Below are 26,053 nucleotides of genomic sequence, written 5' to 3'. Positions count from 1 at the left end.
TGGCAAATCGTTTTGTTTGTCAGCAGCAGAGAAACGAGATTATGAAGTTGTTTTTGAATCGCGTCAACTACTTTTTTACGCTTTTCTTAAATTTTTTATCTCGGCGTTTTTAACTTCCCGCCTCGGCAAATCATTTAAAAACTCTTCAAAACCTTCCGCTTCGCGCCTTCACATCGGCTCTTCTTTCGTTTCGCTTTTGTGCGTCGCGTCAGCAGGGGGCGAACTATAGCAACGCCCATTGACCCACGCAAGCACTTTTTGAAAATAATCAGAAATTATTTATAAAACCACGTCTACCCGAACCAGCCATCTCCGCTGAAATCCACAGCCGGCAAGGCTTTTCGGGCAGAACAGCAAAGAACAGAACCCCAAAAACAAAACCGGTACCGCCCCTGACGGGGCGGCACCGGTTCTCTTTCTACCGTCTAGGCGCTCGTCGCGACTGCGCTCAAGCCATCCTTATATATGAGATATGAGCATCGCAACATGAGACTCATCGTTTAGCCGGCCTTGACCGTCAGGTCGCTCTTCACGTCCTTCACGCCCTCGATGCCGGCTGCCAGTTGCAGCGCATGCTGGCCGACCTCGGCATTGGGCACCGCGCCCTTCAGGGTGACGACGCCGTCCTTGGTGGTGACCTTGATCTTCATGGCCGAGACCTGCTTGTCTTCCACCAGCGCGGCCTTGACCTTGGCGGTGATGACCGAGTCATCTATATAGGCGCCGGCCTTCTGCGCGGTCTTGGGGGTGTTACCGCCGCCGGCGGTGTCAGCGGCCTGTACTGCAGGCGCCGCAGCGGCGATGAGGAAGGATGCGGCCAGCAGCTTGGCGGCGAATGTGGTCTTTTCCATGGCAATCTCCTTGAATGGATGAATCAATCCCGGCGCCGCCGAAGCGACGCGACCTGCCCTGTCCTTCGCAAAGCCTGTGCCAGTAGATAATTTCTGCAATGATTTCAAGGACTTGGATCAAACCCGCCGTCGGCGACCGCAGGAAAACACTGTCAAAACCGGCAAATCCGTCGCCAGACAGCGACATTCCGAGGGTCAATTCATCGCAAGTCGTTGATTTATATAGGATCAGGCCTGTCGCTCAACAGCGACCTGCTCTTCCCCGCCCCTGAACATGCGCGGATCCAGGCCGTTCTTCTGCAGCAGCCGGTAGAACTCGGTGCGGTTGCGGTCAGCCAGGCGGGCGGCGTCGGACACATTGCCGTCCGTCAACTTCAACAAGCGGATCAGGTAGTCGCGCTCGAACTTCTGCTTGGCCTCGGCATAGCGCAGCAGGTCCAGCGTCGGTGTGCGCAGCGCCCGCTGCACCAGCGACGCCGGGATCAGGGGCGCGGTCGACAGCGCGCACACCTGCTCCACCACGTTATATAGCTGGCGCACATTGCCGGGCCAGTGCGCCAGGCTCAGCAACTCCAGCGCGTCCGGGGCAAACCCGGTCAGGCGCTTGGCGTATTTGGCGGCGATGCCCTTGAGGAAATGGTTGGCCAGCAGCGCGATGTCCTCGCGCCGCTCCTCCAGCGACGGCAGGTGCAGGGTCACGACGTTGAGCCGGTAATAGAGATCTTCGCGGAACTGCCCTTCGGTCATCGCCGCCTCCAGGTCGCGGTGGGTAGCCGAGATGATGCGCACGTCCACGTCGCCGGGCTGGTTGGCGCCGACCTGGCGCACCGTCTTCTCCTGCAGCACGCGCAGCAGCTTGACCTGCAGCGGCAGCGGCATGTCGCCGATCTCGTCGAGGAAGAGCGTACCGCCGTCGGCCGCCTGGAACAGCCCCTCGCGGCTGTCGACCGCGCCCGTGAACGCGCCCTTGACGTGGCCGAACAGCTCGGACTCCAGCAACTGCTCGGGGATGGCGCCGCAATTGACCGCGATGAAGGGCTGGTCCGCGCGCGGGCTGGCGCGGTGGATGGCGCGCGCCAGCAGCTCCTTGCCGGTGCCGCTGTCGCCGCGGATCAGGATACTGGCGTCCGAGGCCGCCACCAGTCGCGCCTCGGCCAGCAGTTCCGAGACGCGCTGGCTGCGGCTGATCAGGTCGGCGCGCCAGCTTTGGTCTTCGCTGTCGCCGGCCGGGGCCGACAGGCTCAGGGCCTGGGCCACCTTGTCCAGCAGCAGCGTCCCGTCGAAAGGCTTGGTCAGGTAGGCGAAGGCGCCGCGGGTGGTGGCGTCGACCGCGTCGGGGATGGTGCCGTGGGCGGTGAGCAGGATCACCGGCAGCGTCGGATGGCGGCTGCGGATCTCACCGAACAGCGCCAGGCCGTCCATGCCGGGCAGGCGCACATCGGTGATCACCAATGCCGGCAGCGAGATGGCCAACTGGGCCATGGCCGCCTCGGCGCTGCCGACGGCCATCACGCGATAGCCGCTGGCGTTCAGGCGCAGCGTCAGCAAGCGCAGCAGGTCGGGGTCGTCGTCGACCAGTAATAAAGGCGAAGTATGTCCCATCGGGGCTCCTGTTTCCGGTGAAAGGAAACGGGCCCGACGGGCAGGCGCAATTACTTGCCGCCGGCCGGCAGGCTCCGTTCTATGTTCTTGAGGGCCTCAAGCTTGTCGTTCAACTGGTCCACCTTGCGTTGCGCCTCCTTCAACTGCACCGAGGACTTCTCGGCGTTGTCGGCGACGCGGCGCAGGTCGGAATAATGTCCGACCAGCACCTGGACCAGCGGCTTGAGCTTCTCCGCTTCGACGCTGTTGTCGCCCATGACGTTCCACAGTTGCGCTTCCGCCTTGGCCAGGTCGATGGGATCGCGCGTCAGCGACAGCGCCATCGCGCGCCGCACGGTGTTGGACGGACTGGCCGGATAGGCGTTGATGCGCTGCAGTTCGCGCCCCAGTTCCGCCGGCGGCATCTTGCGCAGCTGCGCGTTGTAGCTCAGCAGCTCGTCGATATTGCTGGCCGAGTGAATCAGCTTGATGCTGGTGGTCGGCGCCTCGGGCGCCGGTGCGGCGCACGCCGCCAGCAACAGGCTGGATGCCAGGATCAGGATTTTATTTTTCATCAGGCAACTCGATACGGAAATGCGACCCGCCCTCGCGCGGGACCAGATAAACCTTGCCGCTATGGGCCTGCACGTACTCGCGCACCACCGACAGGCCGATGCCGTTGCCGCGGCGCGCGCCCGGGGGCTGGTTCAGCCCCTGGTAGAACGGCTCGAAGATGCGGGAAGCGTCGGTCGGCGCCACGCCCGGCCCCTGGTCGATGCACTCGACGCGCACCATGCCCGGCGCATCGGACAACAGGAAACGGATGAAACCGCCCGCAGGACTGAAGCGTACGGCATTGGACAACAGATTGCCCAGGACGATCGCCATCTTCTCGGGATCTACCACCACCGTGCGCGCCGCGCCCTCGATCTCCACCTTCAGCTCGCGCGCCAGCCACTGCAGGCGCTGGTCGTCGATCACCTTGTGCAGCAGCGCGCGCAAGTCGACCGGCACCGGGTGGATGCGCTGGGCGTCGAAGGAGACCTCGTTGTAGCGCAGCAGGTCCTCGATCTGGTTCTGCAGCGACACCGTGTTCTGGCGCAGGATGCGGGCGATCTCGCGCTGGTTGTCGGAGAGCTGGCCGGCCACGCCGTCGTCCAGCAGCGCCGCGCCTTCACACAGCGCCGAGAGCGGCGTCTTGAGTTCATGCGAGACATGGCGCAGGAAGCGCGACTTCTCCGCCTCCAGATCCGCCAGGCGCTGGCGCAGCCAGTCCAGCTGCTGGCCGAGGCGGCGGATGTCGGCCGGGCCGCGCACGTCGATATGCTGGTCGAAACGATTGTCGCCCAGGCGGCTGATGGCATGCTCCAGCCGCGCCAGCGGGCGCGACAGCCACAGGCCGAAGCAGAACGCCAGCAGCACCGCCAGCAGGATGGCGCCGACCACCTGCAGCGTGAGCATCTGGCGCTGCTGTTCCAGCGCGTCGGACAAGGCATTGTTGCGGCGGTCGACCTCGCGCCGGCTCTCCTGCGCCATGCGTTCGTTCAGGGGCGGCAGGCGGGCGAAGTCCTGGAACACCTTCAGCTGCTCGGACTTGTCCTTGCGCGATTCGGAATCCAGAACGGCCGCCGCCTCGTCGACATACACGCCCCATTGGCCGAAGATGTCGCGCGGCGCCATCGGCAGCGAGTCGGACAGCTCGCCCAGCGCCTGCCGGGCCTGGTCGCGCGCCTCGACGAAACGGTCATGGAAGGCGGGGTCGTCCAGCACCAGGTACTGGCGGGCGCTGCGCTCCATGGCGACGGTGCGTTCGGCCAGGCGCTGCGCCGACTCGGTCAGCTGCACGGCCTGGCGCGCGGTCTCGCGGCTGTTCTTGGCCATGCGGTCCAGCGTAAACAGCGCGTGGATGGACGTGCCGCTCAGCAATGCGGCGATCAGCAGGAATGCAGCCAGCAGCAGTTGCCGGAACGACAAACCCAGATAGCCCTGCGCGGGCGCGGGCTTTCCGGTCAGATGATGGGTGTGCTCGATGGCGTTCAGCATGCGATTGATCTCGGTCCCTCAAGACGTGATTCTTAATCCGGGTGGCCATGCCCCTTCATGCCCATTGCGCTCCGGCCTCGCGCCGGAAACTCCCGCTCTTATATTTGTTGGTGCGGGCCTGCCATGCGGAAACATGGCGCGCGGGCTCTCATTGTAATCAAGATGAGCTGCCCGGAAAAACATCTCTTCGCTTTCCGGCAAGAAATGGGAAAGGCTTTGTGCAAACGACAAGGCCATCCCGAAGATGGCCTCGCGTCGCCCGGAAAACCGTCCGGCCTCAGCCTTGCGGGCCGAGGAAATCCAGCAGCGTCAGCGCCACCACCTTGGTCGCCTTCTTCAGGTCGTCCAGGGCCAGGTTCTCGTCGGCCTGCTTGGCGTTTGACTCCATCAGCGTGCGCGGGCCTGCGCCGAACAGCACCACCGGGATGCCGTGCTCGCCGTACAGGCGGGCGTCGGTATACAGCGCCGAGCCGTTGGTGCTCAGGGTCTCGCCCATCACCTCCTGCGCATTGCGCAGAAGGCTGTCGACCAGCTTCTCGTGGCCCGGCAGCGGGCGCAGCGCGCGCGCCAACAGCAGGCGACGGATCTCCACGCGGATGCCCGGCAGGCCGGCGACCGCATCCTCGATCAGCTTGCGCACGCCGGCTTCGACCTGCGCCGGATCCTCCTCGGGAATCATGCGGCGGTCCATCTTCAGCACCACCTTGCCCGGCACCACGTTGGTGTTGGTGCCGCCGTCGATACGGCCGACGATCATGGTCGGATGCGTGATGCCTGGAATGGCCGACTTGATCTGCTTCAAGCCCGGCAGCGCGCCATAGATGGCATTGAGCACGGCGTTGGCCGCCTGCAGCGCATCGTGGCCGGTCTCGGGCATCGAGCCGTGCGTGGCGCGGCCGTGCACGGTGACCTCGAACTGCAGGCAGGCGTTGTGCGCGGTGACCACGTTGTAGCTGAAGCCCGCGGCCAGCACGTAGTCGGGCTTGGTCAGCTTCTGCTCCAGCAGCCAGCCGGGGCCGAGCAGGCCGCCGAACTCCTCGTCGTAGGTGAAGTGCAGCTCCAGCGCGCCGCGCAGCTGCGCGCCCAGCGCCTCGAGCGCGCGCGCGGCGAAGATGTAGCTGGCGAAATCGCTCTTGGAGACCGCGGCGGCACGGCCATAGATGCGCCCTGCCTCGACTTCGCCGCCGTAGGGATCGTGCTTCCAGCCCTCGCCCGGCGGCACCACGTCGCCGTGCGCGTTGAGCGCCACGGTCGGGCCGCCCGCCGCGTAGGGGCGGCGCACGATCAGGTTGGTGACGCTCTGCATGCCGTAGTCGAGCACCTGCTGCTGCGGCACCGCGTGCTTCTCGGCGTTCCAGCCCCAGGCCTTGACCAGTTCGGCCACCGCGTCGGCGTGCGGCGCGTTGTTGCCCGGCGGCGTGTCGGTGGGAATGCGGACCAGCTGCTGCAATACGCCGACTTCCTCATCGAAATGCTGATCGATCCACGCACACAGGCGCTGCGACAACTGCTCTTTGGACATGCTGCGACTCCGTCATCAAGGCGCGCCGGCCACGCCGGCGCAAACCGCCATCATAGCGCACCGCGCGCGCGGCCGGAGCGCGCGCCAGCAGAGGCGGCGTTTCCCCGCTATCATTGAACGCCCGGCCGCCCGTCCATCGGCGGCCTTATATATATAAGCGACGGACCTTGCCAGCTGCACCGCAGGCGTACCGCCCACCCACCTCGCTGAAAACCACATGTCATCGCTGCCCTCATCCGCCGGCGCCGCCGAACCCGCCCATCACATCGTCATCGCCGGTGAAGGCTTGCCGCCCGAACAACGCGGCCGCGCCATCCTGACGCTGTTGATCGCGGTCGGCCTGGCCACGCTGGACACCGCCATCGCCAACACCGCCCTGCCCGCCATGGCGCTGGACCTGAACACCACGCCGGCGGCGTCGGTGTGGATCGTCACCGCCTACCAGCTGGCGATGATGGTCTCGCTGCTGCCGCTGGCCGCGCTGGGCGAGATCGTCGGCTACCGCCGCATCTATATCTGGGGCCTGGTGCTGTTCACCGTCGCCTCGCTGCTGTGCTCGGTGGCCTGGTCGCTGCCTTCGCTGGTGGTGGCGCGCTTCCTGCAGGGCTTGGGCGGGGCCGGGATCATGAGCGTCAACACCGCGCTGATCCGCTTCATCTATCCGACCCGCTCGCTGGGCCGCGGCGTCGGCCTGAACACGCTGATCGTGGCGATCGCCTTCACCGTCGGCCCCAGCGTGGCCTCCGCCATCCTCGCCATCGCCCCGTGGCCATGGCTGTTCGCGGTCAACGTGCCGCTGGGCATCATCGCCATCGCGCTGGCCCTGCCTTCGCTGCCGCACACCTTGCTCTCCAAGCATGCCTTCGACGTGCCCAGCGCGGTGCTCAACGCCGCCGCCTTCGGCTTCCTGATCCTGGCCATCGGCGAAGGCGCGCACCAGGCCGACGCCGGCGTGGTCGGTCTGGAACTGGCGGCGGCCGTGGTCTGCGGCCTGTTGCTGCTGCGGCGCGAGCTGGCCCATCCGGCGCCGATGCTGCCGGTGGACCTGTTCCGCCACCCCATGTTCTCGCTGTCGGCGGTAACCGCCGTGTGCTCGTTCGCCGCGCAAGGCCTGGCCTTCGTCTCGCTGCCTTTCTTTTTCCACCACGACCTCGGCCGCAGCCAGGTCGACATCGGCCTGCTGATGACGCCCTGGCCGGTGGCCGTGGCGATCATGGCGCCGATCGCCGGGCGCATGTCGGACCGCTATCCGGTGGGCATCCTGGGCGGCGTCGGCCTGGCCATGCTGTGCAGCGGCCTGTTGCTGATGACCTTCATGCCGGTTGCCCCCAGCGTCTGGGAGATCAGCTGGCGCATGCTCCTGTGCGGCATGGGCTTCGGTTTCTTCCAGTCGCCCAACCTCAAGGCGCTGATGACCAGCGCCCCGCCGCACCGCAGCGGCGGCGCCTCCGGCATCGTCGCCACCGCCCGCCTCCTGGGCCAGAGCATCGGCGCGGCGCTGGTGGCGCTGTGCTTCAACCTGTCGGAGTCGCACGGCTCGCGCTTCGCGCTGGGCGCCGGCGCCGCCTTTGCCGGCGTGGCCTGCATTGCCAGCTTCCTGCGCCTGCTGACCAGCAATCCCTATGCGCCGCCGTTGAAAAAATAGCCCGACAGGCAATCCGGCAACAGAACGGCGGCGGCACAGCCGCCGTTCTGCTTTCCAAAGCTGACAAAATGCTGATCGGCATGGGCGCATTCTCATGCGGCGGCCATCGGGCCGGCGTTTTGTCATGCGTGGGAGCAAGAACCCGACGGAAATTTTCCCTGCATAAATTTTTAGTTGCAGCGGCGAGAAATATAGTCGCGCATAAGACGCTGCGGCTCTCTCAAGTAAAAAACATTCTGCTAGGATGAAAAGCATGCCGCACAAGGATCAAGAAAAAACGGTCTTGCGGCAGGAACCTGTAAAGCGATCTGAACAGGCGTCAATTTCATCAGGGGAAATCGAACCGGGCTTACCGGAACGTTACCGCCACCAGACAGAGATCTGGAATTCGATATGTTGAAATCAATCGCCACCGAACAGCTGCGCCTCGGCATGTACGTCCACTCCATACCCGGAGCCTGGATCAACCATCCGTTCTGGCGCAAATCCTTCAAGCTCGACAGCTTCGAGGATCTGCAGGCGCTGCGCGCCAGCCCGATCCGCGAGATCCTGATCGACACCGCGAAGGGCCGTGACGTCGCGCCCGAGAATTTCGACGAAGACGATGAAGACGACAGCCAGGCCGAGTCAGGCCAATCCGCCGCGCCCGCGGCAGATGCGTCGGTGCCGCGCAAGACCGGCGCGCGCACCGATACCGCCGTCGAGCGCGAACGCGCCGCGCGCATCATCTCCTCCTCCAAGTCCACCGTGCTCAACATGTTTTCCGAAGCGCGCATGGGCAAGGCGGTGGACGTCAAGGACGCCGCCGAGCTGGTGACCGAGATCACCTCGTCCGTCTCCCGCAACGCCGACGCGCTGATCAGCCTGGCGCGCCTGAAGACCACCGACGACTACACCTACATGCACTCCGTGGCGGTGTGCGCGATGATGATTTCGCTGGCCAACCAGCTCGGCATGTCGCACGAGGAAACCAAGCAGGCAGGCATGGCCGGCCTGCTGCACGACGTCGGCAAGATGGCGGTGCCGCTGGACATCCTCAACAAGCCGGCCAAGCTGACCGAGGAGGAATTCGCCTCGATCCGCTCGCACACCGTGGCCGGCCACTCCATCCTGCAGCAGATCGACGGCATCGGCCAGGCCGCGCTGGATGTTTCCCTGCATCATCACGAGAAGATCGACGGCAGCGGTTATCCGTTCAACCTGAAGGCCGACCAGATCTCGATCATGGCCAAGATGGGCGCGGTATGCGACGTCTACGACGCCATCACCTCCAACCGCCCGTACAAGGCCGGCTGGGATCCGGCGCGCTCGATCCGCCACATGGCCGGCAGCGCCGGCCACTTCGACCCGACCACGATGGAAGCCTTCGTCAAGGCCATCGGCATCTACCCGACCGGCTCCTGTGTGGTGATGCAGTCGGGCCGGCTGGCCGTGGTGGTGGACCAGCGTCCGGACCACCTGCTCACGCCGCGCGTGAAGGTATTCTTCTCGACCGTCACCCGCATGCCGCTCAAGACCGAAATCGTCGACCTCGCGCGCACCAGCGACAAGATCATCGCCTACGCCGACCACAGCAAATGGGGCATCCGCAGCCTGCCTTCGCTGGACCTCTGAAACGGCAGCGATCGCAACGAATCCACAATGCATCCGCAATGAAAAACGGCGCCCGCGGGCGCCGTTTTTCATGTCAGCGGTCAGTGTCCTGCCGCGCCGATCATCAATCGCGCTGGGCGAACGCGGCGGTGGAGGCCAGCTCGTTGAGCAGCGCCACGGTGGCGCAGTTGGAGACCAGATAGGGATTGAGCTCGCCGCACACCGAATACTTCAGCAGCAACGAACGGTTGATCTTGTCCAGCCGGATCTTGCCCATGGTCCAGGACGAGTACTGGCGCTCGTCGATGGATTCGTAGGCCAGCAGCACCAGGTCATGATGGCGCTCGTCGCGCTGCAGGTTGCCGTAGATGCGATTGACCTGATCGCGCCCGCCTTCGAGCACCTGCACGAAGATCGAGTCGCTGTAGCACAGCACGCCGGTGATGCCCTGCCCCGGGTTGTTCTTGCGCGCGCTGGCCAGGATGCTGTCGATCACTTCGCTCGAAATCGCCACGCGCGCGCGGCTTGCATAGATCAGGCGGACCAGCATGATTAACCTCGTTGACGTTGGGAAATCAGCGCCAGGAATTCGCGGCGCAGGTTGGCGTCACGCAGGAAGGAGCCGCGCATGACGCTGTTGATCATCTTCGATTCCATGTCCTTCACGCCGCGCCAGTGCATGCAGAAGTGGTCGGCTTCCATCACGATGGCCAGGCCGTCCGGCTGCAGCTTGCTCATGAGCAGGTCGGCCGCCTGCGACACCGCCTCTTCCTGGATCTGCGGTCGGCTCATCACCCACTCCAGCAGGCGCGCATACTTCGACAGGCCGATCAGGTTGGAGTGCTCGTTGGGCATCACGCCGACCCAGACCTTGCCCATGATCGGGCACAGGTGGTGCGAGCAGGCGCTGCGCACCGTGATCGGGCCGACGATCATCAGCTCGTTCAGGCGCTCGATGTTGGGGAACTCGGTCACCGGCGGCGGCGCCTGGTAGCGGCCGCGGAACACTTCGTTGATGTACATCTTGGCCACGCGCTTGGCGGTGTCCTGGGTGTTGTGGTCGCTCTCGACGTCGATCACCAGGCTCTCCAGCACGGCGGCCAGCTTGCCCTGCACTTCGGCCTGCAGCTGGGCGAGTTCGCCTTCCTCGATGAAGGCCGCGATGTTGTCGTTGGCGTGGAAGCGCACGCCGGCGGCCTTGATGCGCGAGCGGATGCGCGCCGAGACCAGCTGGTCGTGGACGTTCGCTGCGGCGGGCTGATTTTTTTCTGTTGCCATGATGGGGTGCGGGCGCCCCGGAGGATGCCCGCCGGTATCGGTGAATGCCGCCATTATGCCCCGAAAAGGCGCAGCGCATCCGCGGCGGCCGGGCCCGGCTGCCACCGCGAACGCCGCGCGCGTCGCCCAACCCCGTCCCGGCCGCGCAGCACGCCGCCCAGCGCCGGAATTGAAGTGCAAAAACACCCCATATTCCAGGCTTAACCACCGTTGATTTTTGTTTGCCGGCATTTACACCGCATTAACCGCCGCTTACACCATTCGCGAACATTATCCGCACACGAGCCGCCCTGTATTGCCCGCGCATTGCGTATGCGCGCCGAGGCGGCCCGGCTGTGCCGGACATCCAGTCCGGCCGTCCAATTCCCGGGGGTGTCGCCATGAAGTTCCAATACCGTCTGTCCGGCGCATGCGCGCTGGCCGCCTTACTGTCTGCCTGCACCAGCCCGGCGCCGATGGTGACCGGACCGACCAGCGTGCGGCCGTCCTACCCGGTGGCCAACGTGGAAAACAACGGCGCCATCTTCCGCGTCTCCAGCGCGCAGCTATTCGAAGAACCGACCAGCTACAACGTCGGCGACATCATCAAGATCGACATCTCCGAATCCATCAGCAGCAGCAACAAGGCCGCCACCAACAACAGCCGCGACACCACGCTGGCGCAGAAGGGCCCGGGTTCGGGCGCGCCGCTGGGCGGCCTGTTCACCCAGCTGTACGACGCCAACTATTCGGCGTCCGGCAGCAACACCTTCAAGGGCTCGGGCGACAGCAGCAATACCAACACCATGAGCGGCACGCTGATGGTGTCCATCGTCGAGGTGCTGCCCAACCGCAACCTGGTGGTGGCCGGCGAAAAGCGCATCGGCGTCAACGGCAACGTCAACACGCTGCGCTTCTCGGGCGTGGTGCGCACGCGCGACATCCGCGGCGGCATCGTGGCCTCGTCCAACGTCGCCGACGCGCGCCTGGAACAGGTCGGCGGCGGCTCGATCGCCGACGCCAGCACCGACAACAACTTCTTCCGCCGGCTGCTGACGATCTGGTAATCGCTGCAACGACAAAGAGGCCGCACGAAGCGGCCTGCGCAACAACAAAAACGGCAACCGAAGTTGCCGTTTTTTTGTCGTCGACCGGTTCAGGTTTCAGTAGCCGCTCGCCCCGCTGCGGGTGCCATCCGGCGTGTTGTCGGCGATGATGGCGGGATTGCCCGGCAACAGCGCGTCGACCAGGGGCGATAGCTTTTCGCCGACCGAGGCCCATTTGTCCTGGCCGAAGGAGCCGATGCGGTATTGGGCCGTGGCCAGCACGCGGCCGTCGCGCCGCAGCGTCAGCGCGGCATAGGTGAGGTAAGGCGTATAGGCGTCGGAGAAGACCTTGGTGTCCCATTTGACGTAGCCGGTATAGGTCAGCGTCACCGGGCAGGCCATGGCCTGGGTGCCGGCATCGTAGACCCGGCTTTGCACGCCGTGTTTTTGCAGCTCGCCCTGCAGGCCCGGCACGAAGTCGCTCAGGGCGACGGCGCCGTTCCATTCGATGCAGACTTCGCGGATGGGATCGCGGTTGTAGACCACCGGATTGGCCGGCGCATTGGGCGTCATGGACTTCACGCCGGATGCGGCGTAGCCGACCAGGCTGGCCGCGTCGACCAGGGCGCTGGTGGATGTCACGACGCAGCCCGACAGCGTCGTTGCCAGCAATGTAGCAGTGATGATGGTGCGCATGGTGCCTCCCCCCGAGCGGAACCCGCGTTGTACGGAGACAGGGTTCCAGGCTGCCCATCATATCTGCGCGGGTTCCTGCGTCCGGCCTGTTTTACCCTGATTTACGACACGCCGTGACATGCTTAACACCATGTGTCCTTGCGCTTCACATGCGCGGTGCTGGCACAATACCGGCCATGCATGTTCTTTCGCGAGAGGAGATCCCGATGACACGACTGTTCCCCCCATCCCTGCTGGCCGCCGCCGCACTGGCCGGCCTGTGCCACGCCGCGCAGGCCGATACGCTCAGGACCGAAGCCGAAGTGCGCGCCCTGGCCGACAAGGTCATGGCCCAGGCCGGCGCCGGCCGCACCGACGACGCCTACGGCGCCATGTCGCCCTACTCGCTCATCGACATCCGCGCACTCGAGATCGCGCGCAGCAACGCCCGCAACTCGCGCATGGCGATCGAGGCGCAGGTTGGCAATTCGGTGGGCTATGAGTTCATCCGCTCGGAGAAGGTCGGCGATTCGCTGATCAAGCTGACCTATATCGAGAAGACCGAGCGCCAGGCGATTCCCTGGCAATTCATTTTCTACAAGGCGCCGGCGGGCTGGGGGATCAGCGCGTTCAGCAATGGGGATAATGTGGATGCTTTGTTTGATCGTTGAGAAATCCGCTCAGCGCCGTCATCCCGGCGAACGTGGGGTCCAGCGGCTTTCGTCGCATATCGACGGCCGTTGAACGACGCTGGATCCTGACTTTCGTCAGGATGACGGAGCATGGCGAAGCGCCGCCCGGTCTTGCCATCCGCATGCCGACGTGCAGGCACACGAACCAACCGATCTCTGCCCCCACCACCGTCATCCCGGCGAACGCCGGGATCCAGCGGCTTTCATCGTGCATCGACGGCTGTTGAACGACACTGGATCCTGACTTTCGTCAGGATGACGGAGCATGGCGAAGCGCCGCCTGGCTTCCCAAACGAACGACAATTCGACAGACTGCGATGCGTTGCCGGTGCCGCCTGCCATACGATGGCCGGCATGAGCTACTACGTCTACATCTTGGCCAACGGCCGAAATGGAACCCTCTACATCGGCGTCACCAACGACCTGATCCGGCGTGTCCACGAACACCGCGAGGCCACTATCGAAAGCTTTTCAAAGAAATACCAGCTCACGCAACTGGTTCACTTCGAGACCTTCCACGACGCCCTCGACGCCATCGCCAGAGAAAAGCAACTGAAACACTGGCGCAGGTCCTGGAAGCTTGACCTGATTGAACAATACAACCCCTACTGGCGCGACCTCTACCCCGCTCTCCTCTGAACAGGGATCAGATCACCCGCGCCGGCTCCAGGTCCGCGCTCTCGATCTCGCTGGTCGCGCCGGAAATCTTGTCGGCGATGATGCGGCTGGAGCCGCAGGCCGTGGTCCAGCCGTTGGAGCCGTGGCCGGCGTTGAGCCACAGGTTAGAGAACGGCGTGGCGCCGATCAGCGGCGCGCCGTCCGGGGTCATCGGGCGCAGGCCGGCCCAGTATTCGACACGGGCCAGGTCGGCGCCGGCCGGGTACAGGTTCTTCAGCGACTTCAGCGCGGTGGCGCAGTCGCGCGGCGTCACCCTGGTGTCCCAGCTGCCGATCTCGGCGGTGCCGGCGGCGCGGATGTGATTGCCCATGCGGGTGATAGCCACCTTGTAGTACTCGTCCATGACGCCGCTGCGCGGCGCGCCGTCAGGGTCAGCCACCGGCACCGTGATCGCGTAGCCCTTGACCGGATAGATCGGCAGGTCCAGGCCCAGCGGCTTCATCATCGGCACCGACGCGGCGGCGCAGGCCACCACATAGGCGTCGGCATGCAGCGTGCCGGCGCTGGTGCGCACGCCCGTCACTTTTGCACCGGCCACCTCGATGGCGTCGACCGACGTCGACAGGCGGAACTCCACGCCATGCGCCTGCAGCCAGCCGGCCAGCGCGCGCGCAAACAGCGGGCAGTTGCCGGTCTCGTCCATCGGCAGCAGCAGGCCGCCCTTGAGCTCGCCGCGCGCGGCGCGCAGGCCCGGGTCGAAGGCCACGCAGCCGTCGGCGTCCAGCAGCTCGAAGGGCACGCCGGCCTCGGCCAGCACCTTGGTCGACAGGCCGGCATTGTCCAGGCCCTCCTGGGTGCGGAACAGCTGCAGGTTGCCGCCGGTGGTCTGCTCGTAGCGGATGTTCAGGCGTTCGCGGATCAGCTTCAACTGCTCGTGGCTGTAGCGCGCCAGGCGGCCCATGCGCGCCTTGTTGACGGCGTAGCGCTCGGGCGTGCATTGCGCCAGGAATTTCTTCAGCCATTTCCACTGGTGCGCGTCCATGCGCGGCGTGAAGCGCAGCGCGGCCTCGATGCCCAGCCAGCTCTGCAGCGACCACTTCAGCGACTTGGCCGGCATGCCCGGCGCCGCCCACGGCGTGGCGTAGGACGGGCAGACATGGCCGGCGTTGCCGACGCTGGTCTCGGCCGCCACTTCGGCGCGGCGCTCGACCACGGTGACTTCATGGCCGCGCTCGCGGAGGAAATAGGCGGTGGTGACGCCGACGATGCCGGCGCCCAGCACGATGATGCGCATGGTGTTGTTCTGCTTCTGGTGGAAATTAAAGGGTGAGTCCGCCATCCACATGCCAGGTCTGGCCGGTCACATAGGACGCGGCCGGGCTCAGCAGGAAGGCGATGACGTTGGCGATGTCTTGCGGCTGCCCCAGGCGGCGCAGCGGAATGCGGTCCAGCGCCGCCTGCCAGGCGGCCGGGTCGATGGCGGATTTGGCCGGGTCGCTCTTTTGCACATAGCCCGGCGCGACCGCGTTGACGGTGACGTTGGCCGGCGCCAGCTGCACCGCCAGCGACTTGACCAGCGCCTCGATGCCGGCCTTGGCCGCGGCCGATGCCGGAAAGCCCGACTCGCCCAGGCGAAACACATGCGCCACGAAAGAACTGACGGCAACCACACGGCCGCCGCCCGAATCCTGCAGCGCATCCTTGCAGGCCGAGGCCAGGCGGAAGAAGCCCGACAGCAACGCGTCGAGCGAGCGCGACCAGTCGGCGTCGGAGAGCTCGCCGATGCGCTTCCTGTCGGCGAAGCCGGCGTTGGCCACCAGCGCGTCGAGCCGGCCGAACTCGCGCAGCGCGGCGTCGCGCAATGCGGGGGCGGTGGCGGGATCGGCCATGTCGCCCAGCGCCGTCGCGCAACGCGCGCCCCGTTGGCGGCATTGCGCGGCCACGGCCTGCAGCTCCGGGGAGTCGCCGCGCGCATGCAGCAGCAGCGATACGCCGGGCGCCGCCACGGTGGCGGCCACCGCCGCGCCGATGCCGCGCGCGGCGCCGGTGATGAGGATGACGCGCTGCTGGTCGCCCGCAGGGGCGACAGGGGAAGCCTGGCTCATGATCTGGTCGGAAATGGCCGCATTCCCAAAGGCCGGGAATGCGTCTGCGCAGCAGCCGGGAATGGGCCGCGCCAAGTCCGCTATTTTAGCCAAAGCCCGCCGCCGCGTGGGCCTGCAAGCCACAGCAAGGCCGATATCGCGTGGCCCGGCGCGGCGGTTCTCCATTACAATTGCCGGGTTCGCGGGTTGCCGGCCTTGCAATCCTTATAAAAGATATATCCGTACCCTCCTCCATGCCTTCCCGACACCTGCCCTTCGCCTCGCCTTCCGGTGCGGCCAGCCGTGGTCGCGCGGCATGGAACATGCTTGCGGCACCCGCATTCCCACCGTCAGGATCCGGCGCGCCGGCTCCGGTTGAACCGTATTGAAGGAAAACTGCAGATGTATCAATGGGACTTTGGCTCGCTCTGGCAATTCAGGAGCATCATCGGCATCGGCTTCGTCTACACGCTGGGCTACACCATCGCGTGTATCGCGCTGGGCCTGTTGGTCGGCTTGCTGGTCGGCCTCGGCCGCCTCTCCACCAACCCCTTCATCTCGGGCCCGCTGCGCGCCTTCGTCGAAGTGTTCCGCTGCACGCCGGTGCTGGTGCAGCTGGTGTGGTTCTACTACGCGCTGCCGGTGCTGCTGGGCATTGAAATGTCGGCCGGCACCGCAGCCATGCTGTCGCTGGCGCTGTACGGCGGCGCCTTCTACTCCGAAATCATCCGCGGCGGTATCGTCTCGATCGACGTCGGCCAGTCCGAAGCCGGCTGGGCGCTGGGCATGACCCGCTTCCAGCTGATGAAGCGCGTGATCCTGCCGCAGGCCTTCAAGCGCATGACGCCGCCGCTGGTGAACCAGTCCATCATGCAGCTGAAGAACACCTCGCTGCTGTCCGTGCTGGCCGTGCCCGACCTGCTGTACCAGGGCCAGATCATCGCCCACGAGACCTACCGTCCGCTGGAGATCTACACCCTGGTCGCGATCATCTACTTCGTGATCCTGCTGCCGGCCACCATCTGGGCCAAGCGCCTGGAAACCCGCCTGTCGGCGCAGCACGGTTGAGTTGAGGTGAATACGATGAGCAATAACGCGATGATCCAGATCAGCAATCTCAAGAAGGCCTTCGGCGACCATGTGGTGCTGAAGGACATTTCCATCCAGATCGACAAAGGCAGCGTGGTCGCCATGATCGGCCCGTCCGGTTCGGGCAAGTCGACCCTGTTGCGCTGCCTGAACCTCTTGACCGTGCCCGACCAGGGCGCGGTGCGCATCGGCGAGCGTCACTTCGAGTTCGACGGCAAGCGCTCGAAGCTGCCCAAGGACCGCGAACTGGCGGGCTTCCGCGCCCGCACCGGCATGGTGTTCCAGCACTTCAACCTGTTCCCGCACATGACCGCCGTCGAGAACGTGATGGAAGGCATGGTCACCGTGCAGCGCGTACCCAAGGCACAGGCCCGCGAGCGCGCCATGGCGCTGCTGCAGAAGGTGGGCCTGGCCGAGCGCGCCGACATGTATCCGCAAAAGCTCTCCGGCGGCCAGAAGCAGCGCATCGCCATCGCCCGTGCGCTGGCCATGCAGCCGGACGTGATGCTGTTCGACGAAGCCACTTCCGCGCTCGACCCCGAGCTGGTGGGCGAAGTGCTCAACGTGATCAGGGGACTGGCCGCCGACGGCATGACCATGATCCTGGTGACCCACGAGATCGCCTTCGCGCGCGAAGTGGCCGACCAGGTGGTGTTCATGCGCGACGGCGTGGTGGTGGAAGCCGGCCCGCCGTCGCAGGTCATCGACAACCCGCGGCAGGCGGCGACCCAGGCTTTCCTGGCGCGCTTCAACGGCTGATCCGCCGGCGCGGCAAGGCGACTGACCCGACATGAAAACGCGGCTCGAGACCCTCGACGACACCGACCGCAACCTGATCGCGCTGCTGCAGGTGTCGGCGCGCGAGAGCGTGGCCAACCTGGCGCGCAAGCTGGGCGTGGCGCGCACCACCGTGGTGGCGCGCCTGGCCCGGCTGGAAAAAAACGGCGTCATCGCCGGCTATACCGTCAAGCTGGGGCAGGAAGTCACCGACAACGCGCTGCGCGCCTATGTCGGCATCACCGTCGAACCCAAGGCCGCGCGCGAGGTGTTGAAACGCTTCAAGCGCATGCCGGAAATCGAGCTGCTGTGCTCGGTCTCCGGTGAGTTCGACTACGTCGCCTGGCTGCGCGCCGCCTCCCCCGAACGCCTTGATCAACTGCTTGATGAAATCGGCGAGATCGACGGCGTCACCCGCACCACCACCTCCATCGTGCTGGCGCGCAAGATCGAGCGCTGAGTCCAAGGTTCTGGTCGATATCCTTAAGACATCTTCCTTAAGCGCAAACAGCTCCTATTTTTCTGACTAGCGCACTCATTGGCTGCGCAGCGATCCCGTAAGCAAACTGCCGTACTTTCGCGCTCTCATCTTCAGGCCCCTTGCCCCCGCTCCCTCCTGAGGCACTGACAAGAATAGCGAGACCTCATTCTTGACAGGCCATTTGCCGTCCAAGGCAAGTCAGAGTGCGTCGCTCGACCCGCATTCAGGACTTTTGAGAATCTTCCTATTTCACCGCCGCGCAGCGATACCTAGACTATCCGGCAAATACGGAGATGTCTCCGCATCGGCCCCTGATCAAGGAAAAATCTTCATGCTTTCCAAAGTACCGCTCAAGTCACGCATGCGTTATCTGTTGTTGACACTGCTCGCACTCGGGCTGCAATGCTTCGCACCTGGCGTATCGGCGCAGTCCTGCTCCGTCGATACGCCGCATACGGCCTTTGTCAACTTCCCGGCGACTGTCAGTGTGCCGCGGGACTCTGCGGCATCGGACCTGTTGACTGACTGGATTCAAGCCAATTCATCGGATAACTGGGTATGCGCCGGAGCCATTGGCGCTGGGCATGGGGTTGGTTTCTGGTTCGATCAAGTATCTGCTTTGCAAGCCTTCACAACCATTGATGGCACGCGCTATGCAATCATGCGCACTAACCTGGCCGGCATAGGCATTATTGCGAAGGCGAGGTTCAGCGGCGAGTCAGCCAATTCAATAGGTACCCCTCCTGTGCCGCAATCTTTTGAGCGAAGCATCGGAGCTGATACTTTTTTTTACAATCAAACCGCTACTCTCATACGAGGTACAGCCGCTCAGGACGGAGGACAAATACTAGCATCGGCAAGAGTGACAATGTCCCTCGCATTGGTAAGAATCGGCCGGGTTCAAGCAGGCACCATGTCTGCAGGCACACTTGGCAATACCGGGGTGCGCTTCCTTACCCGTAGTTCAGCGAGACCTGAATTTGCACTCCGATATACCCACCCCGTCACCTTCAGCGCCGTCAACATCGTCGCCCAGACCTGTTCAATTACTCCGCCCGGCCCCGTGAACCTGGGCACCATCCCCGTCAAGACATTTACGGGCGTCGGCTCCGTCACGCCTTGGGGCACGAGCGGCCTGTTCAGTATCACGGTGAATTGCTCCGGCGTGAAAAGCAAGGTGCACATGGTGCTGACAGATCAGCAGAATCCCGGCAATGTCTCGTCCACGCTGCCGCTGACCCGGGCATCCACAGCCACCGGTGTAGGCATCCAGATCTTCCACAGCGGCGGAGCGACGCCGATCAGTTTCGGCCCCGACTCGTCCCTGCCCGGCACCACCAATCAGTTTCTCGCCTTTACCAGCGACAACAACACCGTCAAGATGGACTTCAATACCCGCTTCATCCAGACCGCTAACCGGGTCACCTCGGGTACAGCCAACGGCATTGCGACCTTCACCATGTCTTATCAATGAATCGGCAAGCAAATCTCATGAGAACATTTTTTCTCGCCGTGATAGCCATGGCGCCCCTGATTCCCGCCGCTGGCCTGGCCGCCGACGGCACCATCAACATATCGGCCACGCTCACTCCGACAACCTGCGCCGTCCTGACACCCAGCGTGGCCATTCAGCTCTCCCCACCCGGAGGCGTCCCCCTCAGGACATTCACCGGGATCAATTCCACTTCCACCTGGTCCGACGGCGCCGATATCGTGCTTGATTGCAGCGGCTCCGACAGCGACGTCTACATGACATTCACCGATGTGCAGAATCCCGGCAACAGGACGTCGACACTGCCGCTGACCAGAGCGTCGACTGCCTCGGGCATCGGCGTTCAGGTGGCCAGGTCGGGTTTCGGACCGATTGCCTTTGGTGCCGACTCTTCAACGCTCGGAAATGCCAATCAATTCCATGTCTCCAGCGCATCAAACGCTACGATGCGGATCACCTTCAAGGGACGCTATATCCAGACCGCCGCCGTAGTCAGGGAAGGGACCGCCAACAGCCTGGTGACGGTCACGCTGGCTTATCAATAGATCAGACTCGCCGAATCACCGGCGTGCCGATGCAGCGTGGCCCAGGCGACGACGATCATCCGGATCATCCGCGGCAAGGTCGGATATCAGGAATTCCCTGATGGAAGAACGACCGTCCGCTTTCTAAGATGGAATCACATCCACAACGTATTTGGCGAGGCTGCCATGCGCAAATTCTTCGGAAACCACATCACCATCCTCGGCCTCTGGCTGAGCGGCTCGGCCCTGCTGGTCGTCCTGATGACCTTCAGCGGCATTCACTCCTGATTTTTCCTGTGGCCATGAAAAAAGCCTGCCGGTAACGGCAGGCTTTCTCATACGGCAGCGGCGTTCGCAGCAGCGGCTTACAGCGGAATCTGCGGCGGCACGTCTTCCGGCTTCACGCCGGAGAACTTCTGCAGGTTGTTCAGCACGGTCGGCTTGATCTTGCCGGCGGCGCGTTCGGCCACGATCCACTTGTTGACCGCTTCCACCCAGGCCTTGTCGTCTTCCTTGGGCGCGCCGATGTTGGTCGAGGTCGCTTCCAGCGGCATCGGCACGTACATCTTGCCCAGCGACGGGTTCTTCTTGAGGATGTTCAGCGACAGCAGCCACACCAGCACCTGCGCATCGACGCGGCCGGTCTGCAGCGCCAGGGTGGCGTCGTCGGCCTTTTCCAGGCGCACGATGGTGGCGTTCGGGCACACGCGCGAAATCATCTGGTCGTGCGAGGAGCCGATGTCCACGGCGATCTTCACTTCAGGCTTGTTCAGGTCGGCCCAGGTCTTGTACTCCTTCTTGGAGACGATGGTGAAGGCGTTCGAGAACAGCGGCTCGGAGAAGCCGATCACTTCACGGCGCGCCGGGGTCGGGTTCATGCCGAAGAAGATGTCGATCTTGCGGGTCTGCAGGTCCAGCACCGAGTTGCCCCAGGTGGTTTCGTTGATTTCCAGCTTGACGTTCAGGCTGGCCGCCAGGCTCTTGGCGAAGTCGATCATGAAGCCGCCCCATTCGCCGCTGGCCAGGTCCTTGTTGTAGTACGGCGCGGCGCCGCGCACTGCGCCGATGCGCAGGGTCTTGGTGCGCTGGACGCGGGCAAAGGTGGCTTCGGTCGACGCCGGCGCGGCGGCAGGCGCGGCCTGGGCGAAGACGTTGGGCAGGTACGACGCGGCGGCGAGGCCGGCGACGTTGGCGATGAAACTGCGGCGGTTGGTCATTCTCTGTTCTCCCTGTTTGGCGGATGGCGCCGGCGTGGCCGGTCGGCGGTGCTGTGCGCGTCAAAAACATGTCCGGCGCGGGGCCGGACAGCGCCGTCGATTTTAGCCCAGGCGCGAGGCCGCCGCGTAGGCAATTGGAGACTGCCGTGGATGAAATTTCTTCTTGCTGCGGCAGGAGGGCAAGGCGCATCTCAAGCGCCGGGAAAATCGATGCGCCGGCCAGGCCGCTCATCATGCAGCACATGCCGCCGAAGCGACGCTTGCGCAATAGAGCGCATCGCCAAACCGGAGCAATCGCTACAAAGTCACTCACCGATAGCTACAAATCGACGATAAATGCATCATTTGAGCATCAATCTTCATCTTTTTATCGTACAAGCTCTTCCCTAGAATCATCCCTGACACGCAGACCAACACGCGAAAGGGCCACCATGAAAAAGATCATCCTGCTGGGCGCCGGCCACATCGGCCTGGCGATCGCGCGCCGCCTGCACGGCTGCGGCGACTACGAGGTGCTGGCGCTGGACCGCGACGCCCGCGCGCTGGCGCCCCTGGCGCAGCTGGGCGTCGCCTCGGCCCAGGCCGACTTTGACGACTCCGCCCGGCTGCCGGCGCTGCTGGGCGGCGCCGACGCCGTGGTCAACGCCCTGCCCTGGCACATGGCGACCATCGTGGCCGAGGCGGCGCGCGCGGCCGGCGTGCATTACTTCGACCTGACCGAGGACGTGCACGCCACCCGCCGCATCATGCAGCTGGCGCAAGACGCCGAGACGGCCTTCATGCCGCAGTGCGGACTGGCGCCGGGTTTTGTGGGCATTGCCGCGCATCACCTGGCGCAGGGTTTCGACGACATCGCCGAAATCAAGATGCGGGTCGGCGCGCTGCCGGAGTTTCCGACCAACGAGATCAAGTACAACCTGACCTGGAGCGTGGACGGACTGGTCAACGAGTATTGCCACCCGTGCGAGGCGATCCGCGACGGCGCCTTGCAGGAGGTGCAGCCGCTGGAAGGGCTGGAGCACTTCTCCATCGACGGCGTCGAGTACGAGGCATTCAACACCTCCGGCGGGCTGGGCACGCTGTGCGCCACGCTGGCCGGACGCGCCGCCAACCTCGACTACAAGTCGGTGCGCTATCCGGGCCACCGCGACCGCCTGCGCTTCCTGCTCGAAGAGCTGCGCCTGAAGGAACGCCCGGAGCTGCTCAAGGACATCCTGCGCCGGGCGGTGCCGGCCACCATGCAGGACGTGGTGCTGGTGTTCGTCACCGTCAGCGGCATGCGCGGCGGGCAGTTCCAGCAGCGCGTGTTCAGCCGCAAGGTATTCGCCGGCGAAGGCGGCGGCGCCTATGAGAGCGCGATCCAGATCACCACCGCCGCCGGCGTGTGCGCGGCAGTGGACCTGTTCTTCGCCGGCCGGCTGGCGCAGCGCGGCTTCATCCGCCAGGAGGAACTGGCGCTGCCCGAGCTGCTGGCCAACCGTTTCGGCTGCGCCTATGCCGGCCCTGAAGACGGGCGCCGGCAGCGTTACACTGTGGCAGTCCAATCCACAGGAGACCAGCATGACAGCTCAACAGCCGGTTCAGGCTTACGCCAGCTCGCAGCCTGAAGCCGCGGCGGCCCACGGTTCGCAACTGATCGCCCTTCTGGCGGCGCATCGCACGCCGCAGCAGATCGACTTCCTGCTGCGCTCGGTGCATGTGCCGGCCTGCACGCTTCGCCCGGCGGGCGCGCAGGCGGTGTCGCGGCTGGAACTGGCGCAGGCGCTGAACATGCTGCTGTTCGAAAAGCTGCTGCAGGAAGTGCCGGACGCCGCCGCCTACGTGGCCGACGCCATGGCCGCCGGCGAGCGCATGCATTTCGACCACGGCGCGCTACGCACGGTGCAGGCCGCCAACACCGGCCTGCTGCCGCCGGGCGAAGAGGCGATCACGCGCATCCTGCGCCCCCTGGGCTATGTGCAGAACGGCCTGTATCCGCTGGAGCGCATCCGCATGACCGGGCGCACCTACGGCCATGCCGACGCGCCGGAAGAGATCGCGCAGTTCTTCGTCAGCGAGCTGCACGCCGAGCGCTTCTCGCCCGAGTTCCAGGCTGTGGTGGCGCGCGTGATCGGCACCTCGACCGATCCGCTGACGGCTGACGCCAAGGCGCTGCTGGCCCAGCTGGAAACCGAGCGCGCCTTGCCCATGGCGGCGGCCCAGGCGCTGCTGCCGGTGCTGTTGTCGGCCTTCGAGCGCCAGCACGAACTGCCCAGCTTGGCGGAGTACGAAAGGCTGCGCGGCGAATCCAGCGAGATGGCCTGGATCGCCACCGAAGGCAATGTCTTCAACCACGCCACCGACCGCGTGCCGGACGTGGAAGCCGTGGCCGAGCGCCAGCGCGCGCTGGGCCGGCCGATGAAGGAAACGGTCGAAGTCTCGCGCAACGGCCGGGTGCGCCAGACCGCCTACCGCGCCTGCACGGTGCTGCGCCCGATGCGCGACGAGCATGGCGGCATCGTGGAAAAGGCGGTGCCGGGCTCGTTCTACGAATTCATTTCGCGCGACCGCTATGTCGACGACCAGGGCGTCGAGCGGCTGGACCTGAGCTTCGACAGCGGCAATGCGCAAGGCATCTTCAAGATGACCGCGGGCAGCGCCGGACCTGCCGGCATGTAGCCGCCAGCCCGGCACGGCGTGCGGCCGTCTTTCCACCATGACGAGAGGAATGCATATGACCACCGCCGACCTGCTGCGCGCCTGCGGACTTTCCCCCACCGAACTCGACGCCGCCGGCGCCGACCTCGACGTTCACTCCCCCTGCGACGGCGCGCTGCTGGCGCGCCTGCACAGCCACAGCGAACAGGACGCGCAACGCGCCATCGAACGCTCTCACGCCGCCTTCCTGGCGTGGCGTGAAGTCCCCGCGCCGGTGCGCGGCGAACTGGTGCGCCTGCTGGGCGAGGTGCTGCGCGAACGACGCGAGACGCTGGGCGCGCTGGTCACGCTGGAGGCCGGCAAGATCAGCTCGGAAGGCGTGGGCGAGGTGCAGGAGATGATCGACATCTGCGACTTCGCCGTCGGCCTGTCGCGCCAGCTGCACGGCCTGACCATCGCCTCCGAACGCCCCGGCCACCGCATGATGGAAACCTGGCATCCGCTGGGCGTATGCGGCGTGATCACCGCCTTCAATTTCCCGGTCGCCGTGTGGGCCTGGAACGCCGCGCTGGCGCTGGTGTGCGGCAACGGCGTGGTGTGGAAGCCGTCCGAAAAAACGCCGCTCTGTGCGCTGGCCGTCATGCGCCTGTTCGACGAAGCCGCGCGCCGGTTCGCCCTCAGGCATCCGGCGCTGCTGCCCGAAGGCCTGTGTTCGGTACTGGTCGGCGGCGGCGCGCTGGGACATGCGCTCTCGTCGTCGCCGCTGGTGCCGCTGGTCAGCGCCACCGGCAGCGTGGCGATGGGCCGCAAGGTCGCGGTGCAGGTAGCGCAGCGCCTGGGCCGCAGCCTGCTGGAACTGGGCGGCAACAACGCCATGATCGTCGCCCCCAGCGCCGATATCGAACTGGCGCTGCGCGCCATCGTGTTCTCCGCCGTCAGCACCGCCGGCCAGCGCTGCACCACGCTGCGCCGGCTGTTTGTCCACCGCAGCATCGCCGCGCAGTTGTACGCGCGTCTCGAACAGGCCTACGCCGGCCTCGCCGTGGGCGATCCACGCAACGACGGCGTGCTGGTCGGCCCGCTGATCGACGGCCGCAGCTACGACGCCATGCAGCACGCGCTGCAACTGGCGCGCGAACAGGGCGGACTGGTCACCGGCGGCGAACGCGTCATCGTTGGCGATGGTGATGGCGCGCCGAGCTGGTACGTGAAACCGGCGCTGGTGCGCATGCCGGCGCAGACGCCGGTGATGCATGAAGAAACCTTCGCGCCGATTCTCTACGTGGTGGAGTACGACGACTTCGCCGACGCTGTCGCCATGAACAACGCGGTGCCGCAGGGCCTATCGTCGGCGGTATTCTCCAACGACGTGCGCGAGACCGAATGGTTCATGTCCGCGCGCGGCAGCGACTGCGGCCTGGCCAATGTCAACATCGGCACCAGCGGCGCGGAAATCGGCGGCGCGTTCGGTGGAGAAAAAGACACCGGCGGCGGCCGCGAATCGGGGTCGGACGCCTGGAAGAACTACATGCGCCGGGCGACCAATACGATCAACTTCAGCGGGGCGTTGCCGTTGGCGCAGGGAGTGAGGTTTGATGTGGCGTGATGGCGAGGCGGGATATCGCGATGCGGCGTATTGACGGTTGCGCGGATCAAAAACAGCGGTGGTGACGCGCGACGAACGACGCTGGATCCCGGCCTGCGCCGGGATGACGGGTTAAATGGAGAGCGAGTCTGCACATCGAAGCCGAAGGCGGACGGATTGAAAGAGATCGCGAACCACAGACCCGATGCCGCAAGCGAGCAGCAAGCCCCGCGAGGCCGAAGGCGAGCCGGATCAGAAGTCCGCTTCTGCCCAGCCGCTGAAACGCGCGGAAAAATGGATCAGAAAGGAGGCCGGAGCGTAGCGACTTGCCTCCTTTCCCATTTTTCCGTGCGGTTCAGCGGGTACCCCGAAGGGGCTGGGCGGTAGCGGCCGCCTTTCTTTGCTTACTTTCTTTGGCGGAGCAAAGAAAGTGAGCGGCTGCCGGGCCGCCCCCCGGCGCTCCCTTCTGACCGGAGAAAGATAGAACCAGAGCCAGTACATCTGCACGCAGCAAGACCAGACTACCCCGAAGAACAACCGCATATACGCTGACTTCGATACGCCGCATGCGCGGCTACTCAGCCCGAACGGGATTCGGAGAGGTGCAACGAACGACACTGGATCCCGGCCTTCGCCGGGATGAC

At 65.0% G+C, this 26,053-nt stretch carries 27 protein-coding genes; 15 read left to right on the top strand and 12 right to left on the bottom strand.

Going from position 1 to position 26,053, the window contains the following annotated elements:
- On the top strand, positions 1-229 hold a 229-nt coding region (locus CEJ42_RS25175), incomplete at its 5' end, for a hypothetical protein (protein ID WP_207760478.1).
- A 271-nt stretch (positions 230-500) separates the two neighbouring features.
- On the opposite strand, the gene CEJ42_RS24095 is transcribed toward CEJ42_RS25175, so the two are convergent.
- The 5 genes from CEJ42_RS24095 to CEJ42_RS24075 all read right to left on the bottom strand — a co-directional run bounded on the left by CEJ42_RS24095 (position 501) and on the right by CEJ42_RS24075 (position 5,997).
- Positions 501-851 carry a BON domain-containing protein gene (locus CEJ42_RS24095; RefSeq protein ID WP_079217499.1) on the bottom strand — a complete coding sequence of 117 codons (351 nt, stop codon included), beginning with the start codon at positions 849-851 and terminating at the stop codon, positions 501-503.
- A 228-nt stretch (positions 852-1,079) separates the two neighbouring features.
- Positions 1,080-2,453, bottom strand: coding sequence for a sigma 54-interacting transcriptional regulator (locus tag CEJ42_RS24090; RefSeq protein ID WP_079217498.1), 1,374 nt, complete (start codon positions 2,451-2,453; stop codon positions 1,080-1,082).
- A 50-nt stretch (positions 2,454-2,503) separates the two neighbouring features.
- Entirely contained in the window at positions 2,504-3,007 is a 504-nt protein-coding gene (locus CEJ42_RS24085) for a hypothetical protein (RefSeq protein WP_088752796.1), read from the bottom strand.
- Positions 2,997-4,475 (bottom strand): HAMP domain-containing sensor histidine kinase, encoded by a 1,479-nt coding sequence (locus tag CEJ42_RS24080; RefSeq protein WP_088752795.1) that lies wholly within the window; start codon positions 4,473-4,475, stop codon positions 2,997-2,999. The genes CEJ42_RS24085 and CEJ42_RS24080 overlap by 11 nt, the downstream gene beginning before the upstream one ends.
- Positions 4,476-4,752: 277 nt before the next feature.
- On the bottom strand, positions 4,753-5,997 hold the full coding sequence (locus tag CEJ42_RS24075) for a M20/M25/M40 family metallo-hydrolase (protein ID WP_088752794.1): 1,245 nt from the start codon (positions 5,995-5,997) through the stop codon (positions 4,753-4,755).
- Positions 5,998-6,214: 217 nt separating this feature from the next.
- Between CEJ42_RS24075 and CEJ42_RS24070 the strand changes: the two genes are divergently transcribed.
- Positions 6,215-7,642, top strand: a complete 1,428-nt coding sequence (locus tag CEJ42_RS24070) for an MFS transporter (protein WP_088752793.1) — start codon at positions 6,215-6,217, stop codon at positions 7,640-7,642.
- A 393-nt stretch (positions 7,643-8,035) separates the two neighbouring features.
- The gene (locus CEJ42_RS24065) at positions 8,036-9,256 is read left to right on the top strand and encodes an HD-GYP domain-containing protein (RefSeq protein ID WP_088752792.1); all 1,221 of its coding nucleotides are present in this window, start codon (positions 8,036-8,038) and stop codon (positions 9,254-9,256) included.
- A 103-nt stretch (positions 9,257-9,359) separates the two neighbouring features.
- Here CEJ42_RS24065 and CEJ42_RS24060 read toward each other — a convergent pair whose 3' ends face one another.
- Both CEJ42_RS24060 and folE read right to left on the bottom strand, forming a co-directional pair.
- Positions 9,360-9,785: a BLUF domain-containing protein gene (locus tag CEJ42_RS24060; RefSeq protein ID WP_079217492.1), complete on the bottom strand. Its 426-nt coding sequence runs from the start codon at positions 9,783-9,785 to the stop codon at positions 9,360-9,362.
- Positions 9,786-9,787: 2 nt separating this feature from the next.
- Positions 9,788-10,513 (bottom strand): GTP cyclohydrolase I, encoded by a 726-nt coding sequence (folE, locus tag CEJ42_RS24055; protein WP_079219255.1) that lies wholly within the window; start codon positions 10,511-10,513, stop codon positions 9,788-9,790.
- 380 nt (positions 10,514-10,893) lie between these two features.
- Between folE and CEJ42_RS24050 the strand changes: the two genes are divergently transcribed.
- Complete coding sequence (locus tag CEJ42_RS24050; RefSeq protein WP_088752791.1) at positions 10,894-11,559, top strand: flagellar basal body L-ring protein FlgH; 666 nt, start codon at positions 10,894-10,896, stop codon at positions 11,557-11,559.
- A 96-nt stretch (positions 11,560-11,655) separates the two neighbouring features.
- Here the strand turns inward: CEJ42_RS24050 and CEJ42_RS24045 are convergent, their stop codons facing one another.
- Positions 11,656-12,234, bottom strand: coding sequence for a cell division protein FtsI (locus tag CEJ42_RS24045; protein WP_088752790.1), 579 nt, complete (start codon positions 12,232-12,234; stop codon positions 11,656-11,658).
- A gap of 206 nt (positions 12,235-12,440) precedes the next feature.
- Between CEJ42_RS24045 and CEJ42_RS24040 the strand changes: the two genes are divergently transcribed.
- Entirely contained in the window at positions 12,441-12,884 is a 444-nt protein-coding gene (locus CEJ42_RS24040) for a hypothetical protein (RefSeq protein WP_088752789.1), read from the top strand.
- Here CEJ42_RS24040 and CEJ42_RS24890 read toward each other — a convergent pair.
- Positions 12,844-13,119, bottom strand: coding sequence for a hypothetical protein (locus tag CEJ42_RS24890; RefSeq protein ID WP_129587828.1), 276 nt, complete (start codon positions 13,117-13,119; stop codon positions 12,844-12,846). The two genes, CEJ42_RS24040 and CEJ42_RS24890, sit on opposite strands and share 41 nt — an antisense overlap.
- 140 nt (positions 13,120-13,259) lie before the next feature.
- On the opposite strand from CEJ42_RS24890, the gene CEJ42_RS24035 reads away from it, so the two are divergent.
- A complete protein-coding gene (locus CEJ42_RS24035; RefSeq protein WP_088752797.1) occupies positions 13,260-13,544 on the top strand; it encodes a GIY-YIG nuclease family protein in 285 nt (94 codons plus the stop codon).
- A gap of 7 nt (positions 13,545-13,551) precedes the next feature.
- Here the strand turns inward: CEJ42_RS24035 and CEJ42_RS24030 are convergent, their stop codons facing one another.
- The gene (locus tag CEJ42_RS24030) at positions 13,552-14,862 is read right to left on the bottom strand and encodes a D-amino acid dehydrogenase (RefSeq protein ID WP_129587827.1); all 1,311 of its coding nucleotides are present in this window, start codon (positions 14,860-14,862) and stop codon (positions 13,552-13,554) included.
- Positions 14,843-15,628 carry an SDR family NAD(P)-dependent oxidoreductase gene (locus CEJ42_RS24025; RefSeq protein WP_088752787.1) on the bottom strand — a complete coding sequence of 262 codons (786 nt, stop codon included), beginning with the start codon at positions 15,626-15,628 and terminating at the stop codon, positions 14,843-14,845. The genes CEJ42_RS24030 and CEJ42_RS24025 overlap by 20 nt, the downstream gene beginning before the upstream one ends.
- A gap of 381 nt (positions 15,629-16,009) precedes the next feature.
- On the opposite strand from CEJ42_RS24025, the gene CEJ42_RS24020 reads away from it, so the two are divergent.
- The 6 genes from CEJ42_RS24020 to CEJ42_RS24885 all read left to right on the top strand — a co-directional run bounded on the left by CEJ42_RS24020 (position 16,010) and on the right by CEJ42_RS24885 (position 20,258).
- On the top strand, positions 16,010-16,675 hold the full coding sequence (locus tag CEJ42_RS24020; RefSeq protein WP_079217486.1) for an amino acid ABC transporter permease: 666 nt from the start codon (positions 16,010-16,012) through the stop codon (positions 16,673-16,675).
- A 15-nt stretch (positions 16,676-16,690) separates the two neighbouring features.
- Positions 16,691-17,455, top strand: coding sequence for an amino acid ABC transporter ATP-binding protein (locus CEJ42_RS24015; RefSeq protein WP_088752786.1), 765 nt, complete (start codon positions 16,691-16,693; stop codon positions 17,453-17,455).
- 31 nt (positions 17,456-17,486) lie between these two features.
- Positions 17,487-17,933: an Lrp/AsnC family transcriptional regulator gene (locus CEJ42_RS24010; protein ID WP_079217484.1), complete on the top strand. Its 447-nt coding sequence runs from the start codon at positions 17,487-17,489 to the stop codon at positions 17,931-17,933.
- A gap of 352 nt (positions 17,934-18,285) precedes the next feature.
- Entirely contained in the window at positions 18,286-19,428 is a 1,143-nt protein-coding gene (locus CEJ42_RS24005; RefSeq protein ID WP_088752785.1) for a fimbrial protein, read from the top strand.
- A gap of 17 nt (positions 19,429-19,445) precedes the next feature.
- Positions 19,446-19,991 carry a fimbrial protein gene (locus CEJ42_RS24000; protein WP_088752784.1) on the top strand — a complete coding sequence of 182 codons (546 nt, stop codon included), beginning with the start codon at positions 19,446-19,448 and terminating at the stop codon, positions 19,989-19,991.
- A gap of 36 nt (positions 19,992-20,027) precedes the next feature.
- On the top strand, positions 20,028-20,258 hold the full coding sequence (locus CEJ42_RS24885; RefSeq protein WP_129587826.1) for a hypothetical protein: 231 nt from the start codon (positions 20,028-20,030) through the stop codon (positions 20,256-20,258).
- Positions 20,259-20,335: 77 nt separating this feature from the next.
- Here the strand turns inward: CEJ42_RS24885 and CEJ42_RS23995 are convergent, their stop codons facing one another.
- A complete protein-coding gene (locus CEJ42_RS23995) occupies positions 20,336-21,187 on the bottom strand; it encodes a transporter substrate-binding domain-containing protein (RefSeq protein ID WP_088752783.1) in 852 nt (283 codons plus the stop codon).
- Between the two features lie 431 nt (positions 21,188-21,618).
- Between CEJ42_RS23995 and CEJ42_RS23990 the strand changes: the two genes are divergently transcribed.
- From CEJ42_RS23990 to amaB, 3 genes are read left to right on the top strand one after another with little or no spacing between them, the layout of a single operon-like run.
- A complete protein-coding gene (locus CEJ42_RS23990; protein WP_088752782.1) occupies positions 21,619-22,794 on the top strand; it encodes a saccharopine dehydrogenase family protein in 1,176 nt (391 codons plus the stop codon).
- On the top strand, positions 22,748-23,845 hold the full coding sequence (locus tag CEJ42_RS23985; protein WP_088752781.1) for a DUF1338 domain-containing protein: 1,098 nt from the start codon (positions 22,748-22,750) through the stop codon (positions 23,843-23,845). Before CEJ42_RS23990 ends, CEJ42_RS23985 begins: the two co-directional genes overlap by 47 nt.
- A 55-nt stretch (positions 23,846-23,900) precedes the next feature.
- The gene (amaB, locus tag CEJ42_RS23980) at positions 23,901-25,430 is read left to right on the top strand and encodes an L-piperidine-6-carboxylate dehydrogenase (RefSeq protein ID WP_088752780.1); all 1,530 of its coding nucleotides are present in this window, start codon (positions 23,901-23,903) and stop codon (positions 25,428-25,430) included.
- Positions 25,431-26,053 lie beyond the last annotated feature (623 nt).

Source organism: Herbaspirillum robiniae (assembly GCF_002213415.1).
GTDB classification, from domain to species: domain Bacteria; phylum Pseudomonadota; class Gammaproteobacteria; order Burkholderiales; family Burkholderiaceae_D; genus Herbaspirillum; species Herbaspirillum robiniae.
Note: the sequence above shows the minus strand (reverse complement) of the source record. Positions and strands in the feature narration are given on the sequence as shown.

Bases quoted from the DNA above. Each gene is read 5' to 3' on its own strand.
- CEJ42_RS24095 (WP_079217499.1), bottom strand. From the start codon at position 851: ATGGAAAAGACCACATTCGCCGCCAAGCTGCTGGCCGCATCCTTCCTC.
- CEJ42_RS24020 (WP_079217486.1), top strand. From the start codon at position 16,010: ATGTATCAATGGGACTTTGGCTCGCTCTGGCAATTCAGGAGCATCATC.
- CEJ42_RS24090 (WP_079217498.1), bottom strand. From the start codon at position 2,453: ATGGGACATACTTCGCCTTTATTACTGGTCGACGACGACCCCGACCTG.
- CEJ42_RS24030 (WP_129587827.1), bottom strand. From the start codon at position 14,862: ATGGCGGACTCACCCTTTAATTTCCACCAGAAGCAGAACAACACCATG.
- CEJ42_RS24085 (WP_088752796.1), bottom strand. From the start codon at position 3,007: ATGAAAAATAAAATCCTGATCCTGGCATCCAGCCTGTTGCTGGCGGCG.
- CEJ42_RS23985 (WP_088752781.1), top strand. From the start codon at position 22,748: ATGACAGCTCAACAGCCGGTTCAGGCTTACGCCAGCTCGCAGCCTGAA.
- CEJ42_RS24065 (WP_088752792.1), top strand. From the start codon at position 8,036: ATGTTGAAATCAATCGCCACCGAACAGCTGCGCCTCGGCATGTACGTC.
- CEJ42_RS24015 (WP_088752786.1), top strand. From the start codon at position 16,691: ATGAGCAATAACGCGATGATCCAGATCAGCAATCTCAAGAAGGCCTTC.
- CEJ42_RS24050 (WP_088752791.1), top strand. From the start codon at position 10,894: ATGAAGTTCCAATACCGTCTGTCCGGCGCATGCGCGCTGGCCGCCTTA.
- CEJ42_RS24005 (WP_088752785.1), top strand. From the start codon at position 18,286: ATGCTTTCCAAAGTACCGCTCAAGTCACGCATGCGTTATCTGTTGTTG.
- CEJ42_RS24070 (WP_088752793.1), top strand. From the start codon at position 6,215: ATGTCATCGCTGCCCTCATCCGCCGGCGCCGCCGAACCCGCCCATCAC.
- CEJ42_RS24010 (WP_079217484.1), top strand. From the start codon at position 17,487: ATGAAAACGCGGCTCGAGACCCTCGACGACACCGACCGCAACCTGATC.
- CEJ42_RS24000 (WP_088752784.1), top strand. From the start codon at position 19,446: ATGAGAACATTTTTTCTCGCCGTGATAGCCATGGCGCCCCTGATTCCC.
- CEJ42_RS24040 (WP_088752789.1), top strand. From the start codon at position 12,441: ATGACACGACTGTTCCCCCCATCCCTGCTGGCCGCCGCCGCACTGGCC.
- folE (WP_079219255.1), bottom strand. From the start codon at position 10,513: ATGGCAACAGAAAAAAATCAGCCCGCCGCAGCGAACGTCCACGACCAG.
- CEJ42_RS24890 (WP_129587828.1), bottom strand. From the start codon at position 13,119: ATGCACGATGAAAGCCGCTGGATCCCGGCGTTCGCCGGGATGACGGTG.
- CEJ42_RS24045 (WP_088752790.1), bottom strand. From the start codon at position 12,234: ATGCGCACCATCATCACTGCTACATTGCTGGCAACGACGCTGTCGGGC.
- CEJ42_RS24075 (WP_088752794.1), bottom strand. From the start codon at position 5,997: ATGTCCAAAGAGCAGTTGTCGCAGCGCCTGTGTGCGTGGATCGATCAG.
- CEJ42_RS24035 (WP_088752797.1), top strand. From the start codon at position 13,260: ATGAGCTACTACGTCTACATCTTGGCCAACGGCCGAAATGGAACCCTC.
- CEJ42_RS24080 (WP_088752795.1), bottom strand. From the start codon at position 4,475: ATGCTGAACGCCATCGAGCACACCCATCATCTGACCGGAAAGCCCGCG.
- CEJ42_RS23995 (WP_088752783.1), bottom strand. From the start codon at position 21,187: ATGACCAACCGCCGCAGTTTCATCGCCAACGTCGCCGGCCTCGCCGCC.
- CEJ42_RS24025 (WP_088752787.1), bottom strand. From the start codon at position 15,628: ATGAGCCAGGCTTCCCCTGTCGCCCCTGCGGGCGACCAGCAGCGCGTC.
- CEJ42_RS24060 (WP_079217492.1), bottom strand. From the start codon at position 9,785: ATGCTGGTCCGCCTGATCTATGCAAGCCGCGCGCGCGTGGCGATTTCG.
- CEJ42_RS23990 (WP_088752782.1), top strand. From the start codon at position 21,619: ATGAAAAAGATCATCCTGCTGGGCGCCGGCCACATCGGCCTGGCGATC.
- amaB (WP_088752780.1), top strand. From the start codon at position 23,901: ATGACCACCGCCGACCTGCTGCGCGCCTGCGGACTTTCCCCCACCGAA.